Below are 15,110 nucleotides of genomic sequence, written 5' to 3'. Positions count from 1 at the left end.
ACCCTGAGGCATCCAGATATCAGCATGCAAATTCTGCACATTGACTCTGCCATCACTGGCAACAACTCCATCACCCGTGAACTAACTGCCGATATTCTGGCCAGCCTGCAACAGGCTCACCCTGAAGCCAAGGTTGACTACCTCGACCTGGCCTTGAATGCCCCCAGCCACCTGAGCGCTCAGTCCCTGGGCTTTCGCACCGGCCAAGAAGCTGCCACAGAAATCGAACGACAAGAGAACGCTATCTCCGAAGCACTGGTGACCCAGTTCCTGGCTGCAGACGTCATCATCGTCGGCGCGCCTTTCTACAACTTCACCATTCCCACCCAGCTGAAGGCCTGGCTGGACCGCATTGCCCAGGCGGGCCGCACCTTCAAGTACACAGCCACAGGCCCTGTCGGCCTGGCAGGCGACAAGAAGGTCATCATTGCCTCGGCCCGCGGCGGCGCCTACAGCAGCAGCGCTGCCGGGCAAGCCATGGAACACCAGGAAAGCTATCTGAAGGTCATCTTCGGCTTCATGGGTGTGACCGACTTCACCATCGTGCGCGCCGAAGGCGTATCCATGGGCCCAGAAGCCAAGGCTGCAGCCATGCAGCGAGCCAAGGCAGAGATTGAACAGCTGCAAGCGGTGGCGGTAGCAGCCTGATCACCGGGCTGTGTCCAAAGACGCCGCCGACAAGATCCATGAATGAAGCCGGTACTTCCTGAGAAGTACCGGCTTTTTTGCAATTCACTCTATTTCTGACTTAAGTTTTGCGGAAAGTTGACGATATGAAGGATCCAAGCCACTGTTTTTTGATACGCTGAAAACAGTTTGTTAGTTTTTCGCTCAGCCCGTCTTTCGGGCTAACGAGCCGATTTGCCGATGCCTGCCTCTCGCCCCATCCCTGCCGCCGCCCCCCACACACACCATCGCTCCGACGAAAACTTCGTTTTCACGGCCATTGCCGTCTTCCTCGTGGCATCGCTGGTTCTGGGCGTGGGTGCCTATCAATACATGAAGCACTCCCAGCAGCAGGAGCAAGAACGCACCAACCGTCAGGCCTACAAGCGCTACAACGATTATTTGCAGTCCACAGACACCTCTGCATCTGAGCCTGCCGCCACACCAGCCGACCCTGTACACATGCAGCCTGCTGCTGCAGCACAACCGAGCATGGCTGAAAAGCTGCTCAGCCACCCTGCCGTCACCCCCGGCCCAGGCTTCAACGCCCCTGGCGTGCAAGAGACCGGCGTAGCCATCATCGATGCCATAGACCACGCCCAGTCTTCGGCCAAGCCCTGAGCTCGACAAGGCAGATGGCGCCTGCAGTACCACTGAGAGCGACTAACACCACTTAGCAAACCACAGGTTTGCGGTTGAGGCGAGGCGCGAAGCCACAGGCAGTACAAGCCTACGACAAGGCGAAGCAACGACGCGTATCTAGGGTGGTGTTAACTGCTCTTATCGCATCATCAAGCCGCCGTCGACCATCAGCACCTGCCCGGTGACAAAGCTGCCGAGTTCGGAAGCCAGAAACAGCACAGGTCCCGCCACATCCTCGGGCCTTGCCAGACGCCTCAAAGGTGTAGCCGCCATCAGCGACTCTCTGAAAGATTCCTTGCTGCCCTGCGTGCCCTGCGTCGGATAGACCAGACCGGGGGCCACGCAGTTGACGCGAATCCCCACCGGCCCCAGCTCCGAAGCCAGATTGCGGCTAAAGGCCACCAGTGCTCCCTTGGAGGTGGTGTAGTCGTGATAGGGCACGACCGGGTGCTCCACCAGATTGCTGACGATGTTGACAATGCTGCCCCGCGCACGCTGGCGCATGATGGGCAGCACCGCACGACAGACATTGAAGGCTGCGCCCACCGCACCATCAAACTGGCTTTGATAGTCCTGCCACTGCAAATCGTCAAAACGCTTGCGCTGCTCTGGATCGAAGGCATAAGGCTTGAAGGCGTTATTGACCACGATATCAATGCCGCCCACCTCAAGCACGATGCTCTCCACCATGCCCTGCACTGCATCAGAGGAGCCTACGTCGGCCCTGACGGCCCAGGCATCACCGCCTGAATCCTTGCCTGCAGCCAGACAGGCATCCACGGCCTTGGCCGCAGCCTCGTCATTGGACAGATAGTTGATGACCACCGTCGCCCCCTCACGCGCAAACGCCAGGGCAATGGCCGCACCAATGCCGCGACTGCCCCCCGTTACCAGCACCACCTTGCCGCGCAAGCCCATGGAAGAAGACTGACTCATATTCTTTATTCCTGCTGATCTAGCCAAACAACAACACTCAAAACAGGCATGCACTCAAGCAGAGACACCGAGGAAGGGCCGCCCCGCACCGATGGTGTCGTCCCCCTTGGGGGAAGCGGCATCGCCGCTCAGGGGGTCAAAGAGCCTTCACCACATCCGCCACCTTGATCTGCCGCTGCACCATGCCCAACGCCCGATAGGCATCGGCGCCCTTTTGCAGCGCAGCCATATCGAAGCTGCCCAGAGGCTGTCCCTTAAGCGCCGGCATGGAAGCCGCATTCCGCAGTCGAATCACATCCAGATTGATGTCGCGACGCGTGCCGTCAATCGCGTATTTGCTGGCCAGCACCGAAGCATCCTCGGGGTTCGCCATCATCCAGGCCGCGCTATCGCGGTAGCCCTTGAGGAAGGCCTTGAGCAATTCCTTCTTTTGCTGGAATACTTCTTCACGCACCACAAACATGTCGCTGGACATATTGAGGTGGTCGCTGACCTGCATCACATTCACCTCGCCAATCCCTTTGCGCAAGCCCACAGCCAGCCCGGTGTCGGTGGCCGCCGTGGCATCGACCTGGCCCTGCATCAAAGGAGCGAAGTTCAGCAGCCCGGTCACCACAATCGTCACATCGGACTCCTTGAGTCCGGCCTGATGCAGCATCACCAGCAGGTTCTGGCGCGTACCGCTGGCCAGGCTGTAGACACCAATTTTCTTACCCTTGAGGTCTGCGGGCTTGCGAATGCCCGAAGACTTGAGCGAGACCACATTGAATACGTTCTGCGGATAGATGTCGTAGATGGCTACCAGCTTTTCACCCTTGTCCAATGCCATGAAAAAGGAGCCGGGATCGGTAAAGGCCACATCGGCCTGACCGCTAAGAAGATTGCGAATCGCATCGCCACCGCCCGCACCCGGCAGGTAGGTCAGCTCCACCCCCTGTGACTTGAAAAAGCCTTTTTCCGGCTCGACCAGCAAATTGGTGATCTCGCTGATGGGCTTGCTCCAGCCCGCCAGGCGAATCTTGCCCTGCAGGGGCGTTGCCATGCTGGAGCCAGCCATGGCGAGACCGCTCAGGCCTGCACAGGCACCGAGCAGGCTGCGACGGGAGATAGACAAAGTCTGAAAACTTGCTTGCATGACAAATGACCCGAAAAGATGCAGTCGTAGCACACTCATCTGCTGCGGCTGGACTGCGGAGTTGAGAGGGAATGCGCACGCAGCAAGCGGCGCTCCAGCAATAGAAAGGCCTGATAAAGCATCAGCCCCAGCATGGCGATCAGCACCAGCACTGCAAACATCAGCGTGGTGTCCATCATTCCCTGCGCCGCGATGACCACGGCACCCAGGCCCTGGCTTGCGCCCATGAACTCGGCCACCACCACACCAACCAGCGCCAGCACTACGGCCACGCGCAGGCCCGCAAAAATGGCAGGCAAGCCTGTCGGCAGCTTCAGCCGCAGCAAGGTCTGCAGACGGCTCGCGCCCAGCATCTGAAACAGCTGCAAGCGCTGCGCGTCAACCTGTCGCAAGCCCATGAGCGTGTTTTCCAACAGCGGGAAAAAGCAGATCAGCGCCGTGATCAGCACAACCGGCAGCAGGCCAAAGCCGAACCACAGCACAAACAAGGGAGCCAAGGCCAGCTTGGGCACCACCTGGCTGACCACCACATAGGGCTTGAGCACGCGCTCCATCAAGGGGAACTCCGCCAAGGCCATGCCACTGACAAGCCCCACGGCACTGCCAATGAGCAGCCCCAGCAGCAAAGCCTTCAGGCTGGCCCACAGGTGCGGCCAAAAGTAGCCAGAGCGCAGGCCCGACCACAGAGACTCCGCCACCGCCGACGGTGCAGGTAGCACCAAGGAGGACAAGCCAAATTGCCTTGTAGCCAGCTCCCATATTGCGAGTACAGCTATCAAAAGCAAAGCGGACAGCAGGCGCGACTTGGTTAGCAGGAGCTTCATGCCACACCTCTGTCCATGGAGGCACGCACGCGGGCACAGTAATCGTTGAACACGGTGCCGTGGCGCATGTCCTGAGTACGCGGCTGCGGCAGCTTGATCGTCCAGTCATCCACAATGCGACCACCATGCATGAGCGCAATGCGGTCGCCCAGGTAGACGGCCTCGTTAATGTCATGGGTCACAAACAGCACCGTCGTTCCATGGCGCTGGCAGGTGCGCCGCAGATCGTCCTGCAGCTCGGCACGCGTGATGGCATCCAGCGCGGCAAACGGCTCATCAAGCAGCAGCAGCGCGGGCTCAAGAATCAAGGCCCGAGCCAGTGCCACGCGGCTTTGCTGGCCGCCGGAAAGCTGCCTGGGGTAATGCTGCGCATGGTCGTCAAGCCCCAGTTGTTCCAGCCACTGCATGGCAATGCGCTGATCCTGCTGCGTGGGCTTGCGCTGCAGCGACACCGGCAGCAGCACGTTATCAAGCACCGAATGCCAGTCCAGCAGCGTCGGAGCCTGGAACATGAAGCCCAGTTGCGGCCCGGGTTTTGCCAGTTCATTTCCACCCAGCAAGACATGGCCCGTCTGAGGCCTGAGCAGCCCTGCCGCCAGCTTGAGCAGCGTGGTCTTGCCACAGCCACTGCGCCCCAGCAGGCAGTGAAACTCTCCGGCTCCGACCTGCCAGTCCACACCGTCCACCACAGCTGCTCGCCCCGGATAGCTGAATCGAGCCTGCCTGAACTCCATGAATGCCACGGCTGTGTCCACTCCCTTAGTCTGCATAAGCGGCCAGCGGCTGAGCAGCGAGTTCTGCCGACTGCTCGATCTCCGTCATGCGCACCAGATCGAGCAGATTGAAGCGCCCGTCATGGTGCCAGCCCGCCTCGGGCATGCTCATGGAGCCAATGGCGCTGATGCGCGTCACGCCTGCTGCGCCCAGCAAACCGGCCAGCCGGTACAACTGCTCGGGGCTGGCCGCGATGCCGGCCGTCTGCAGATAGTCACGCTGGGCAGCCAACACCGGCAGCACCTCGTCCAGACTGTCTATGGCCACCACAGCAATCGTGCGCTGCAGCGCCGTTGGCATCAGGGGCTGCAGACCATCGCTGTAAGCCACGCTCCAGGCCGCATCCACAGGGCCCAGCAGTTGCGGCGGCTCGGCGCTCCACTCCATGCTCTGCTGCCAGCGGGCGACGGCTGCGCCCTCTTCCAGATCCAGCTCGCGGCGTGCAAAGCGGCGCTGCAGATTGGCCAGCTCGGCCGCCAGATAGTCGGCAAACGCACGCGGTGACACGGCCCCGCCGCGCTGCACATAAAACACATGGGGCGAGTAGCAGCCTTGCTGGTCATAGCGCATCACATCCCAGGCGGCCAGTCTTGCCATGGCAGGAGCCTTGAGTGTGTCCAGCGCCTGCGCCGCAATCAGGCCAAAGCCCAGCTTGTGACCATGGGGCAAAAAGCGCGTGGTCACCGGCAGGCGGCGGCGCAGCGCGTCCAGCGTCGGGTTGCCGCCATAGGCCAACACCGTATCGGCCTGGGCGTAGAGCGCATCGGCCTCTTCGCCTCCTGCGCCGCGCCACCACACCACGGCCAGGCAATCGGCCAGCGGCGGGTGCACCTCGGCCAGCAGGCGTGCAAACCAGCCCGCAAACAAAGGTTCAGCACTGGCCAGCTTGCCAATGGCAGGGGCCTTGACCAGCAGGCCGCAAACCAGACTCCACAGCGACAGCGCTGGTACATTGCCAGCCCAGCTGTGCACCAGCAGATTCGGACCAAAGGCACGCACCGCACCGCCCTTGGCGGCAGGCTGAAAGCTGTCGAGCACGGCCGGGTTGGCAAAATCTTCAGCCACAAAGCGCTTGAGCTGTGCTGCCCTGAAAGTCTTGAAAAATCCCGTCAGCCCCAGCCGCACCATGTCGACGTCATAGCCGCTGACCACGGGCAGCCAGCGCTCGGCCAGCTGTCGATAGACGTCGTTGCGATCAAGCAGCCGAGCCATGGCGCGGTCAATGGCCTCAATGATTTCGGCCACCGGCATGGAGCGCAGATGGATATCAGCCGCCTTGCGCACGCGCTCGGCCAGCGCCAACATCTGCGGTGCCGTCAGCATGGGCACGCACACCTCCAGCCTCAGGCCATCGCGCGCCTCAAAGGGCAGCACCTGCCACTGCACCTCATCGTCGCTCAAGCCTGGCAAATAGCCTGCCTTGATACGCTGAGCTGCTCCGGCATCGACCGCAAGCTTCTGGCTCATGCGCTGGCAGCCTTCACAAACTCTTCCACCGCCAGCGAGCAGCCCTTGGCCGCAGCGCCTTCGGCACGGCCTAGCAGCAAGAATCCGTCAGACTCCTGCGCGCCCGCCCACAAGCCCACATCCTCGGTCAGGATCGTGGTGACTGCGTTGTAGTTGGCCAGATCGCAATGCACCAGAATGCCGCGCTCGCCAGGTGCCACGTCCCGGCCGGTGATGGGCTCGACCAGACGCGAGCGAATCCAGTGCGGCCCGGACTTGACTGCCGGCAGCGTGGCATTGCCATCGTCATAGAACTGGGTACTCAGCTCCGTCATGCCATACATATTGATGCACAGGCGGCGCGGCACACCCAGCAGCTGCGACAGCTCGGCATAGAACTCCTCGAGCGGCAGCTCGCGCGACTGCCCCTTGTAGCCACCGGTGTCGAGGATGCGACTGCCTTCAGGCAGGCGAAAGCTGCGGCCCTGGGCACGCAAGGCATCCATGACATGAACCAGGCTGAAGCTTGCGCCCAGCAGAGCAAAGGGTTGGCCGCTGCGCTCTGACTCCTCCAGCGCAGCGCACAAAGCGGGCATGTCCAGCCCTTCGGAGTTCAGGTAGTAGCGGCTGCCTTCGCTGCCGAACTCGGACTTGGCCAGCGCCAGATAGTGAGCCAGCGAGGAGTTGGGCATAGTCTGCTCATCCGGAAACAGAATGCCCATGGGCATGCGCTCCACGCCCTGCATGAATCGCTTGGAGAAATAGCGCTTCATGGACAGGTCATAAACAGCCAGCTGCGGATGAAAGTGACGCCCCCGTGCCGACAGCCCCTTGGCCTGGCCCGTCGTTCCACTGGTCATGAATACGCGCTCGTCCGCACGAGGAGGCTCGCTGCGCAGCTCCATGGCCTTGAAGGCATCGATAGGCACCGCCGGGATATCGCGCCAGCTTTTCACATTGCGCAGCGTAGCGCCGCGTCGCTGGCAAAAGCTGCGAAACGGTGCGTTGTTTTCGTACTGGTAGGCGAAAAGGCGCAGAGCGAGTTGGTTGAACTGGTCGTCAGAGCCCTCATCCAGAGCGATGAAAGCAAGCAGATCGGCGACCAGAGAAGCGGCCTTATCCATGAAATTCCTTCGAGAGCGGGGTCATCATGCTCCGAAGGCTCACTGACCATGCGACAAATCTCTGCCCTGCGGTCAGTTTGCAAGCTCTTCTTCCGCCGGTATGAACCGGGTCAAGTTCGCGGGTATCGATCTCAGCACGCTTGTGCACCCCGGAGCGCCGCATGATCTTAACCCAACGGGGAAGCCTCTCAAGAGGCGCTCCATGCCGTCTCTCTATATATGAGTGCATCAGTACAAGAGAGGATCCAAGAAGAAGTCGGAACTCTCAAAAAAGGAGCTTGCAGCGCAAGGCGTGTATTGATTGCAGCACCAAAAGCCTTTGAAACTGAATTTCCACAAGCGCAATCAGCTCCTGCTTTTGTTCTTTGGGATATCCGCAAGAGACGGCCTCCGGCTCCCCCGAGACATGTATTCATGGGCTTAACTGCACATGCACCCTCTCATCCACATCTATCCGCATCTTTTTCAAAAATTTTTCCGGCTTGAAAAAGTCCTCAACTCGCTCAAAAACAGGACCTCAGAGCGTATTTCCTTCCCCTTGCTCGCAATGCATCCGCATACTTCCCCAGTTTTCGCATCCAAGTGACGTCAAAACACCGCCATCCACGCACAACACCATTCATCTGCAAAGCACTTCCGCCGCAGCTTCAGCGAAGTTAGCTGCTGAAGAGGGCAAAAAGCGAGCATGAAAAAACTTTTCTCCACAACGCACAGGCAACTGCCCCTTAACTGCCGCCAAATGCCGGCCCCGCGCTGGCTCCTAAGCACTGGCGGTGAAGAAGTCATCTCTTATACGAATTTCATATAAAAAGAGATCAAATTGCAGGCTTTTGAAAGAAATTTGGCAGCGCTAGAATCCGCCACCAATGCAGTCCGGCTCGTTTGGCAGTCCGGATCAAGGTTTCAGGTTTCCCCGTATGTCCCCTCTTGCCGCTCCAGCCACCTCTTTCGCTCCTGTCGCTTTTGCAGCCTCTTCGCTCGCCCGTCTCCACATTGAAGGAGCTTTGGCATGAGCGGCGTGCAGTTGGTCGATATCAAGCTGCAGCGCGGTCAGACACAGGTTTTTGACGGCCTCAATCTCCAGCTGACCGAAAAGCGCATTGGCGTCATTGGCAATAACGGCGCGGGCAAGTCCAGCCTGTTTCGACTGCTGTGCGGGCTGGAGCAGCCGCAGTCCGGCCAAGTTCTGATCGATGACACGCCCTTGCAGGAGGCTCGCCAAAACAAACCTGGGCTGGTCGGACTGATGTTTCAAAACCCCGACGACCAGATCATTTTTCCCACCGTCGAAGAAGAGCTGGCGCTGGGACTGCGCCCTCAGGGCCTGAACAAGCAGCAAGCCAGAGCCAAGGCCCGCGAGCTGCTGGCCGCGCGCGGGCTGGAGCACTGGGCAGAGCGCGCCGTAGGCAGTCTCAGCCAGGGTCAGCGCCAGCAGGTGTGCTGGCTCTCGCTGCTGATTGCCGCTCCTCAACTGCTGCTGCTCGATGAGCCCTTTGCCAGCCTGGATCTGCCTGGCCAAGCGCGACTGGCGCAGGACATTGCCGCCGCACCTCAGCAGGTGCTGGTCTCCACCCATGTGCTGGACCATGTGCGCGACTTTGAGCGCGTAATCTGGCTGGAGCAAGGCCACTTGCTCGGCGACGGTGCTGGCCGTGAGGTTTGCCACGCCTACGAAGAGGCGGTGAAGCAGCAGCTGACACAACAGAGCACAGCAGGTGTGCGCCATGGGTAGCCTCTACAGCGAACTGCCCACCTGGCTGCACCGCTGGCCGGCCGGTTTCAAGCTGGCCTTGCTGGCTGCGCTAGGAACGCTGCTTTTTTTGACGAGCAGCCCCATGCTTCTGGCGGGCTGCGGGCTGCTTTGCGTCATTCTCTGGTTCTCGCTGGGCCAGGCCACACGCATTGCCCGTCGCCTGATGCGCTCGGTCATCATTGCCGCGCTGCTGGTGGCGGGTTTTCATGTCTTCATGGGCAACCATGCGCTGGCAGCGGTGAGCAGCCTGCGCCTGATCTGCGCCTCCACGCTAGGCATTGCACTGACCGTGACCACCCGCCCCAGCGATCTGGTCGAGGTGCTCGAATGGCTGCTGGCACCGCTGGCGCGACTGGGCATGCCCACCGAGCGCGTGGCCATGCAGATCGCACTAATGCTGCGCTTTACCGAGCATTTTTTTGTGCAATGGAAGAAGCTCGATGAAGCGCACCGCCTGCGCACCGGCAAAGGCGGCGGCCTGCGCCTGATTGCACCACTGACGATTCACATGCTGCAGGCCACGCGCCGTGTGGCCGACGCCCTCTGGGCCAGACTGGGTTTTTAGGAGATTTGATGATGACCACTCCCTCTCACACCGTATCGCGCCGCGGCGCACGCTCCATGGCCCAGGTTTCGCTGTTTGCAGCGCTCATGGCTGTGATGGGCCTGATCCCCAAGATCGACCTGCCGCTGGGCGTGCCCATCACCATCCAGTCGCTGGGTGTGATGCTGGCCGGCGTCATGCTCGGCCCCTGGCGCGGTCTGCAGTCCATGCTGCTATTCCTGGCTGCGGTGGCCGTTGGCCTGCCTTTGCTGTCGGGCGGGCGCGGCGGCATTGGGGTCTTTCTGGCGCCGTCTGCCGGCTATCTGGTGGGCTATGCCCTGGCCGCCTGCATCATCGGTGCCCTCATGGCGGCCCTGCCCCAGAGCACGCCGCGCCGCACGGCCCTCAGTGCTTTTGTGGCCTCGCTCATCGGCGGTCTGCTGTGCCTGCACGCCTTCGGCGTCATGGGCTTGATGCTGCTGGCCAAGATGAGCCTGAGCCAGGCCTTTGCCGTGACCCTGGCCTTTGTGCCCGGTGACTTCATCAAGTGCGTGCTGTGCGCCATCATTGTTCACACCGTGGCCCGCGGCATGCCGGACTGGCGCTTTGGTGGCCGGGCATGAGTCTGGAGTCCGCTGCCACTCAGCTTCAGCCGCCCTTTCACGCCCCCCTGCAAGGCCTGTGGCAGCTGGTGCACGGGCCTCTGACCCACTGGGCCGAGCACCGACCCCAGGTCATCGCGCTTGAGAACGAGGCGCAGAGCTGGACGTTTGCCCAGTTACACCGTGAAGTGCTGCGGCGCTCTGCACGCCTTGTCGCGCAATGCGCCCCGGAGATGGTGCTGCTGGACGCCAGCCAGTCCACACTGGAGCGGCTGGTGGACTTTCTGGCCGTCATCCACAGTGGCCGCTGCGCCGCCGTGGCGGACCCGGACTGGCAGCCCAATGTGCGCCAGCGCATCGAAAGCTGGCTACCCACCGAGCCCAGCTCCCTCAAAGAAGCCCAGCCAACCGCGGCCTTCTACACCGGCTTTACCTCGGGCAGCACCGGCATGCCCAAGGGCTTCAAGCGCCACCACCGGTCGTGGACGGAGAGCTTTCGCGTCGGCCTGCAGGACTTCGGCCCCGTGGTCGCCCAGCGCACGCTGGCGCCGGGGCGCATCTCGCACTCGCTGTTTCTGTTCGGCGCCATGCAAGGCATCTGGTATGGCAGCGGCGCGGTCATGCAAGAGAAGTTCTCGGCCTCGCGCTGTCTGAGCACCCTGGCGCGTGGCGACACGCCCTGCCTCATCGCCGTGCCAAGCCAGTTGCTGCTGATGCTGCAATGGGCCGAGCACCGCAAGCTCGCCCCCATTGCCGAGGTGCAACTGATCACCATCAGCGGCGCACGCTGGATGCGCGCTCACACGCCCGCGCTGCGTGCCCTGTTCCCCAAGGCGCGCATCATCGAGTTCTATGGCGCGTCCGAGGCCAGCTTCGTTGCCTGGATGGAAGCCGATGAGCACAGCAGCCCGCAGGCCGTGGGCAGGCCCTTCAGCAATGTGGACCTCGACATTCGCCCCAGCACCGATCACAGCCTGGCCGACCCCACCAGCAGCCATGGCGATGACGGGCTGATCTACATTCGCAGCCCCATGCTTTTCATGGACTATGTGGGCGACGCCCACGACCCCACGGCCGTGCTGCGCGATGGCGACTGGCTGTCCGTGCGTGACATGGGCCATATCGACGAGCGCGGAATGCTGTGCCTGGCCGGACGCCAGAGCCGCATGATCGTCACCCAGGGCAAAAACCTGTTTCCCGAAGAGGTGGAAAACCTGCTGGCCAGCCACCCTGCCATTGCACAGGTGTCGCTGCACGGTCAGGCAGACACCCTGCGCGGCATGCAGGTGCATGCCGTGGTGCAATGGAAAGAAGAGCACTCTGCGCAGCCTCCGAGCGCACTGCAGCTCAGTCAGTGGCTGCGCGAGCGCACGGAGGCCTTCAAGGTCCCGCGCCAGTGGTGGTTTTGCACGCAATGGCCGCAAACCGCCAGCGGCAAGACCGACCACGGCAAGCTCGCCAAGGCTTTGCTGGCGAGTGGTGCAACAGCTTCGCCCACCCACAACGCAGACAGCGGCCTGCCTGCCCTGCAAGCCTTGCAGCGTTAAAGCCATGCCCCAGCCCACTCCTATTCCCATCCTTGCCTGGGCGCGCAGCCCAGTAGCCCCAATAGCCCCCGCAGGCACGGCTTTGGCACAACTGGCTCCGCACGAGCTGGGCGCCCCCCTGCTTCACGCGCTTTTGCAGCAATGCGGGCTGCCCGCGCAGGCTGTCGACGCCGTGGTCATTGGCAATGCCTTGGGCGCAGGCGGCAATCCGGCCCGCATGCTGTCTTTGGCTGCAGGCCTGCCCGATAGCTGCGCGGCGCACACCATTGATACCCAGTGCTGCTCGGGGCTGGATGCTGTTGCCATGGCCGTCGGCCTGCTGCAAACCGGCCAGGCCGAGGTGGTGATTGCGGGTGGCATCGAAGCCTGGAGCCGCTCGCCCATACGCCAGACCCGCCCGCTCAGCCGTGACGAGCTGCCGCAAAGCTACGAACGCCCACCTTTTGCCCCCGACCCGGCGCGAGACCCGGACATGCTGCAGTCGGCCGCCGACTATGCCTTTCAACACGGCTTCACACGTTCGCAGCAGGAGCAATACGCCCTGCACAGTCACCGGCGGGCGCTGGCCGCACAAAGCCGGCTGACGGCAGAGATCGTGCCGGTAGCGGGCCTGGCGCATGACAGCTATCCCCGCGCCCTCACGCCCGAGCGTGCGGCCCGCATGCCGGTGGTCGCCCAGGGCGACTACCAAGCCAGCAACAGCATCAACAACAATGACAACGGCAGCGGCGCAGATCACATCAAGGCCCATGCGCTGAGCGCACTGACCATTTCGGCCAAAGCCGATGGTGCGGCCTTGCTGCTGCTGGCCACACCCCAGGCCTGCGCGCAATGGGGCTTGCAGCCTCGCGCCCACTGGCTGGCCAGCGCCAGCGTGGGTGCGGCCCCCGAAACCCCGCTGCTGGCCGCCATTGCCGCTGCACGCCTGGCCCTGCAAAGAGGGCAGACTGCGCTGTCACAGCCCTCCCTGTCCATTCAGGATCTGGCTGCAATAGAGCTGCATGACGCCTTTGCCGTGCAAGGCCTGGCCTTCTGCGCCGCACTGGGGCTTGAGTCCGAGCAAATCAACACCGCAGGCGGCGGACTGGCGCGCGGCCACCCCATTGGTGCATCGGGTGCGATTGCGCTGGTGCGCTGTCTGACTGAGCTGGAGCTTCAGGCTCAGTCCGCCTGCCCTGCCCTGGGCCTTGCTGCCATCGCCGGAGCCGGAGGCATAGGCGCAGCAACCCTGGTGCAATGCCTTCCGCCCTCATCTTGAATGAATTTTTGATAGCCACCACCCCATGACCAGCATTGGTTTAACCGCAAAAACATCTGAGAACTCTGATGTACCAGCCGGAATGGCCTTGATGCAGCAGCGCCGCTCCACACGCGCGTTTCTGACCGATGCCGTGTCCGATGAACTGCTGCAGCAATTGCTGCTGACGGCGCGCCAGGCCCCCAGCGGCGGTAATCTGCAGCCCGGCCAATTGATTGCAGTGCGCGGCACGGTGCGCGAGCAGTTGACAGCAGCCCTGCTGCAGGACTTTGAAAGCCAGGCACCCGAGCAGGAAGACTACGCCTACTTCCCCCGCCCCATGCCCATGCAACTGCGCAAGCGCCAGGTGGCTTCGGCCCAGGCTTTGTATGGCGCTCTTGGCGTAGCGCGCGACGACCGCGCCGGGCGCGATGCCCAGTTTGCGCGCAACTACCGCTTCTTCGACGCGCCAGTGGCACTGGTCGTGACGATTGACTCCCACTACGGCCCCGGCGGCTATATGGACCTGGGCATGACGCTCTACGGCCTGCAACTGGCCGCCGCCGCCATGGGCCTGGGCAGCTGCGCCATAGGGGCCCTGGCCTCCTACCCCGCCACCGTGCGCCGCGTGCTGGACCTGCCCGAGAACAAGCACATCGTCTGCGGACTGGCCCTGGGCTGGGCCGATGAATCCGCGCCCGTCAACCAGACCCAGACCACGCGTGCGCCGTTGGGCGAGTGGTTTCAGACACTTGAATAGTGCTTGAATAAAGATAGCTGCCAGCGCATGAAAACAATAGGTTTCAAGGCATTAACTACCTAAAACCAAGAAGTGGCAAGCGCAAGCAGCTACAAAATCAAGAGTCAAAGAAAAAGCGCTGCCAATGCAGCGCTTTAGCTAAATGCCCTCAAAGCAGGCATGCCCCATCCAAGAGACAGCAAGCAAGGGCCGCCCCGCAGCGAGGCTGTCGTCCCCCTTGGGGGAAGGCGCGAAGCGCCTCAGGGGGTAACGATCAGAACGCCGGAAACACAGAGCCCTTGAACTCCTTGTCAATGAACTGGCGCACTTCCTCGGAGTGGTAGGACTTGATCAGCTGCGCCACCCAGGGCTGGTTCTTGTCGGCATCGCGCACCACCATGATGTTCACATAGGGGTTCTTGGCCGACTCCAGTGCGATCGCATCCTTCTTGGGATTCAGGCCCGCAGCAATTGCAAAATTAGTGTTGACGGTGGAGGCATCCAGATCGTCCAGCGAACGCGGCAGCTGCGCAGCATCCAGCTCGACGAACTTGAGCTTCTTGGGGTTGGCCACGATGTCCAGCGGCGTTGCCTTCAGGCCCGCGCCGTCCTTGAGCTTGACCAGGCCCTGGCCCTGCAGCAGCAGCAAGGCACGACCGCCATTGGTGGGGTCATTGGGCAGGCCGAACTTGGCTCCTGTCGGCAGGTCGGCCAGCTTTTTGATCTTCTTGGAATAAATGCCGATGGGGAAGTTCACGGTATCGGCCACCCAGCTGATCTTGTAGCCACGGTCCTTGAGCTGGGCATCCAGATAAGGACGGTGCTGGTAGCTGTTGGCATCCAGATCACCAGACGCCAGCGCGGCATTGGGCTGCACATAGTCGCCAAACTCGACGATCTTGAGGTTCAGACCGTTCTTGGCTGCCACTTTCTTGACCACTTCCATGATCTGAGCGTGAGGGCCGGCAGTCACTCCGATCTTGATGGTCTTGTCCTGGGCCTGGGCAGCAAAGCCCAGCGCGCTGGCGGCGGCCACAGCCAAAGTAGTGCGTAAAAGCGAGCGCTTGTTCAACATGGGAATTCCTTATGCAAAAAAAGAGGATTGCTCTGAATGTAGCTTCAGTTTCCACGCTCTCCGCAT

15 protein-coding genes are annotated in these 15,110 nt (G+C 61.9%); 8 read left to right on the top strand and 7 right to left on the bottom strand.

Features of this window, described 5'->3' with window-relative positions:
• Positions 1-24 precede the first annotated feature (24 nt).
• A complete protein-coding gene (locus AC2I9W_RS01140) occupies positions 25-648 on the top strand; it encodes an FMN-dependent NADH-azoreductase (RefSeq protein WP_486408248.1) in 624 nt (207 codons plus the stop codon).
• Between the two features lie 219 nt (positions 649-867).
• Positions 868-1,287 (top strand): hypothetical protein, encoded by a 420-nt coding sequence (locus AC2I9W_RS01135; RefSeq protein ID WP_486408247.1) that lies wholly within the window; start codon positions 868-870, stop codon positions 1,285-1,287.
• Positions 1,288-1,446: 159 nt separating this feature from the next.
• On the opposite strand, the gene AC2I9W_RS01130 is transcribed toward AC2I9W_RS01135, so the two are convergent.
• From AC2I9W_RS01130 to AC2I9W_RS01105, 6 genes are all read right to left on the bottom strand, one after another.
• Positions 1,447-2,226 (bottom strand): SDR family oxidoreductase, encoded by a 780-nt coding sequence (locus tag AC2I9W_RS01130; protein WP_486408689.1) that lies wholly within the window; start codon positions 2,224-2,226, stop codon positions 1,447-1,449.
• A 154-nt stretch (positions 2,227-2,380) separates the two neighbouring features.
• The gene (locus tag AC2I9W_RS01125; RefSeq protein ID WP_486408246.1) at positions 2,381-3,379 is read right to left on the bottom strand and encodes an ABC transporter substrate-binding protein; all 999 of its coding nucleotides are present in this window, start codon (positions 3,377-3,379) and stop codon (positions 2,381-2,383) included.
• Positions 3,380-3,414: 35 nt separating this feature from the next.
• Positions 3,415-4,203 (bottom strand): ABC transporter permease, encoded by a 789-nt coding sequence (locus tag AC2I9W_RS01120; RefSeq protein WP_486408245.1) that lies wholly within the window; start codon positions 4,201-4,203, stop codon positions 3,415-3,417.
• Entirely contained in the window at positions 4,200-4,973 is a 774-nt protein-coding gene (locus AC2I9W_RS01115; protein ID WP_486408244.1) for an ABC transporter ATP-binding protein, read from the bottom strand. The genes AC2I9W_RS01120 and AC2I9W_RS01115 overlap by 4 nt, the downstream gene beginning before the upstream one ends.
• Positions 4,963-6,444, bottom strand: coding sequence for an acyl-CoA reductase (locus AC2I9W_RS01110; RefSeq protein WP_486408243.1), 1,482 nt, complete (start codon positions 6,442-6,444; stop codon positions 4,963-4,965). Before AC2I9W_RS01110 ends, AC2I9W_RS01115 begins: the two co-directional genes overlap by 11 nt.
• Complete coding sequence (locus tag AC2I9W_RS01105; protein WP_486408242.1) at positions 6,441-7,547, bottom strand: LuxE/PaaK family acyltransferase; 1,107 nt, start codon at positions 7,545-7,547, stop codon at positions 6,441-6,443. The genes AC2I9W_RS01110 and AC2I9W_RS01105 overlap by 4 nt, the downstream gene beginning before the upstream one ends.
• A gap of 1,009 nt (positions 7,548-8,556) precedes the next feature.
• Here AC2I9W_RS01105 and AC2I9W_RS01100 point away from each other — a divergent pair.
• The 6 genes from AC2I9W_RS01100 (at position 8,557) to AC2I9W_RS01075 (ending at position 13,990) form a co-directional block, all read left to right on the top strand.
• The gene (locus AC2I9W_RS01100; RefSeq protein WP_486408241.1) at positions 8,557-9,279 is read left to right on the top strand and encodes an energy-coupling factor ABC transporter ATP-binding protein; all 723 of its coding nucleotides are present in this window, start codon (positions 8,557-8,559) and stop codon (positions 9,277-9,279) included.
• Complete coding sequence (locus AC2I9W_RS01095; protein ID WP_486408240.1) at positions 9,272-9,865, top strand: CbiQ family ECF transporter T component; 594 nt, start codon at positions 9,272-9,274, stop codon at positions 9,863-9,865. The genes AC2I9W_RS01100 and AC2I9W_RS01095 overlap by 8 nt, the downstream gene beginning before the upstream one ends.
• A gap of 8 nt (positions 9,866-9,873) precedes the next feature.
• Positions 9,874-10,467 (top strand): biotin transporter BioY, encoded by a 594-nt coding sequence (locus tag AC2I9W_RS01090; protein WP_486408239.1) that lies wholly within the window; start codon positions 9,874-9,876, stop codon positions 10,465-10,467.
• On the top strand, positions 10,464-11,993 hold the full coding sequence (locus AC2I9W_RS01085; protein WP_486408238.1) for an AMP-binding protein: 1,530 nt from the start codon (positions 10,464-10,466) through the stop codon (positions 11,991-11,993). Before AC2I9W_RS01090 ends, AC2I9W_RS01085 begins: the two co-directional genes overlap by 4 nt.
• A gap of 4 nt (positions 11,994-11,997) precedes the next feature.
• Positions 11,998-13,251, top strand: a complete 1,254-nt coding sequence (locus AC2I9W_RS01080; RefSeq protein ID WP_486408237.1) for a thiolase family protein — start codon at positions 11,998-12,000, stop codon at positions 13,249-13,251.
• Between the two features lie 82 nt (positions 13,252-13,333).
• Positions 13,334-13,990 carry a nitroreductase gene (locus tag AC2I9W_RS01075; RefSeq protein ID WP_486408236.1) on the top strand — a complete coding sequence of 219 codons (657 nt, stop codon included), beginning with the start codon at positions 13,334-13,336 and terminating at the stop codon, positions 13,988-13,990.
• 253 nt (positions 13,991-14,243) lie between these two features.
• Here AC2I9W_RS01075 and AC2I9W_RS01070 read toward each other — a convergent pair whose 3' ends face one another.
• Positions 14,244-15,044, bottom strand: coding sequence for a MetQ/NlpA family ABC transporter substrate-binding protein (locus AC2I9W_RS01070; RefSeq protein ID WP_486408235.1), 801 nt, complete (start codon positions 15,042-15,044; stop codon positions 14,244-14,246).
• Positions 15,045-15,110 lie beyond the last annotated feature (66 nt).

Source organism: Comamonas sp. FUJ_7 (assembly GCF_057369555.1).
The sequence above is the reverse complement of the archived record's forward strand: the minus strand, read 5'-3'. Positions and strand labels throughout refer to the sequence as shown.

Coding starts and splice junctions, on each gene's coding strand:
- AC2I9W_RS01110 (WP_486408243.1), bottom strand. CDS start 6,444: ATGAGCCAGAAGCTTGCGGTCGATGCCGGAGCAGCTCAGCGTATCAAG.
- AC2I9W_RS01115 (WP_486408244.1), bottom strand. CDS start 4,973: ATGCAGACTAAGGGAGTGGACACAGCCGTGGCATTCATGGAGTTCAGG.
- AC2I9W_RS01080 (WP_486408237.1), top strand. CDS start 11,998: ATGCCCCAGCCCACTCCTATTCCCATCCTTGCCTGGGCGCGCAGCCCA.
- AC2I9W_RS01070 (WP_486408235.1), bottom strand. CDS start 15,044: ATGTTGAACAAGCGCTCGCTTTTACGCACTACTTTGGCTGTGGCCGCC.
- AC2I9W_RS01090 (WP_486408239.1), top strand. CDS start 9,874: ATGATGACCACTCCCTCTCACACCGTATCGCGCCGCGGCGCACGCTCC.
- AC2I9W_RS01120 (WP_486408245.1), bottom strand. CDS start 4,203: ATGAAGCTCCTGCTAACCAAGTCGCGCCTGCTGTCCGCTTTGCTTTTG.
- AC2I9W_RS01125 (WP_486408246.1), bottom strand. CDS start 3,379: ATGCAAGCAAGTTTTCAGACTTTGTCTATCTCCCGTCGCAGCCTGCTC.
- AC2I9W_RS01135 (WP_486408247.1), top strand. CDS start 868: ATGCCTGCCTCTCGCCCCATCCCTGCCGCCGCCCCCCACACACACCAT.
- AC2I9W_RS01075 (WP_486408236.1), top strand. CDS start 13,334: ATGGCCTTGATGCAGCAGCGCCGCTCCACACGCGCGTTTCTGACCGAT.
- AC2I9W_RS01140 (WP_486408248.1), top strand. CDS start 25: ATGCAAATTCTGCACATTGACTCTGCCATCACTGGCAACAACTCCATC.
- AC2I9W_RS01105 (WP_486408242.1), bottom strand. CDS start 7,547: ATGGATAAGGCCGCTTCTCTGGTCGCCGATCTGCTTGCTTTCATCGCT.
- AC2I9W_RS01130 (WP_486408689.1), bottom strand. CDS start 2,226: ATGGGCTTGCGCGGCAAGGTGGTGCTGGTAACGGGGGGCAGTCGCGGC.
- AC2I9W_RS01100 (WP_486408241.1), top strand. CDS start 8,557: ATGAGCGGCGTGCAGTTGGTCGATATCAAGCTGCAGCGCGGTCAGACA.
- AC2I9W_RS01085 (WP_486408238.1), top strand. CDS start 10,464: ATGAGTCTGGAGTCCGCTGCCACTCAGCTTCAGCCGCCCTTTCACGCC.
- AC2I9W_RS01095 (WP_486408240.1), top strand. CDS start 9,272: ATGGGTAGCCTCTACAGCGAACTGCCCACCTGGCTGCACCGCTGGCCG.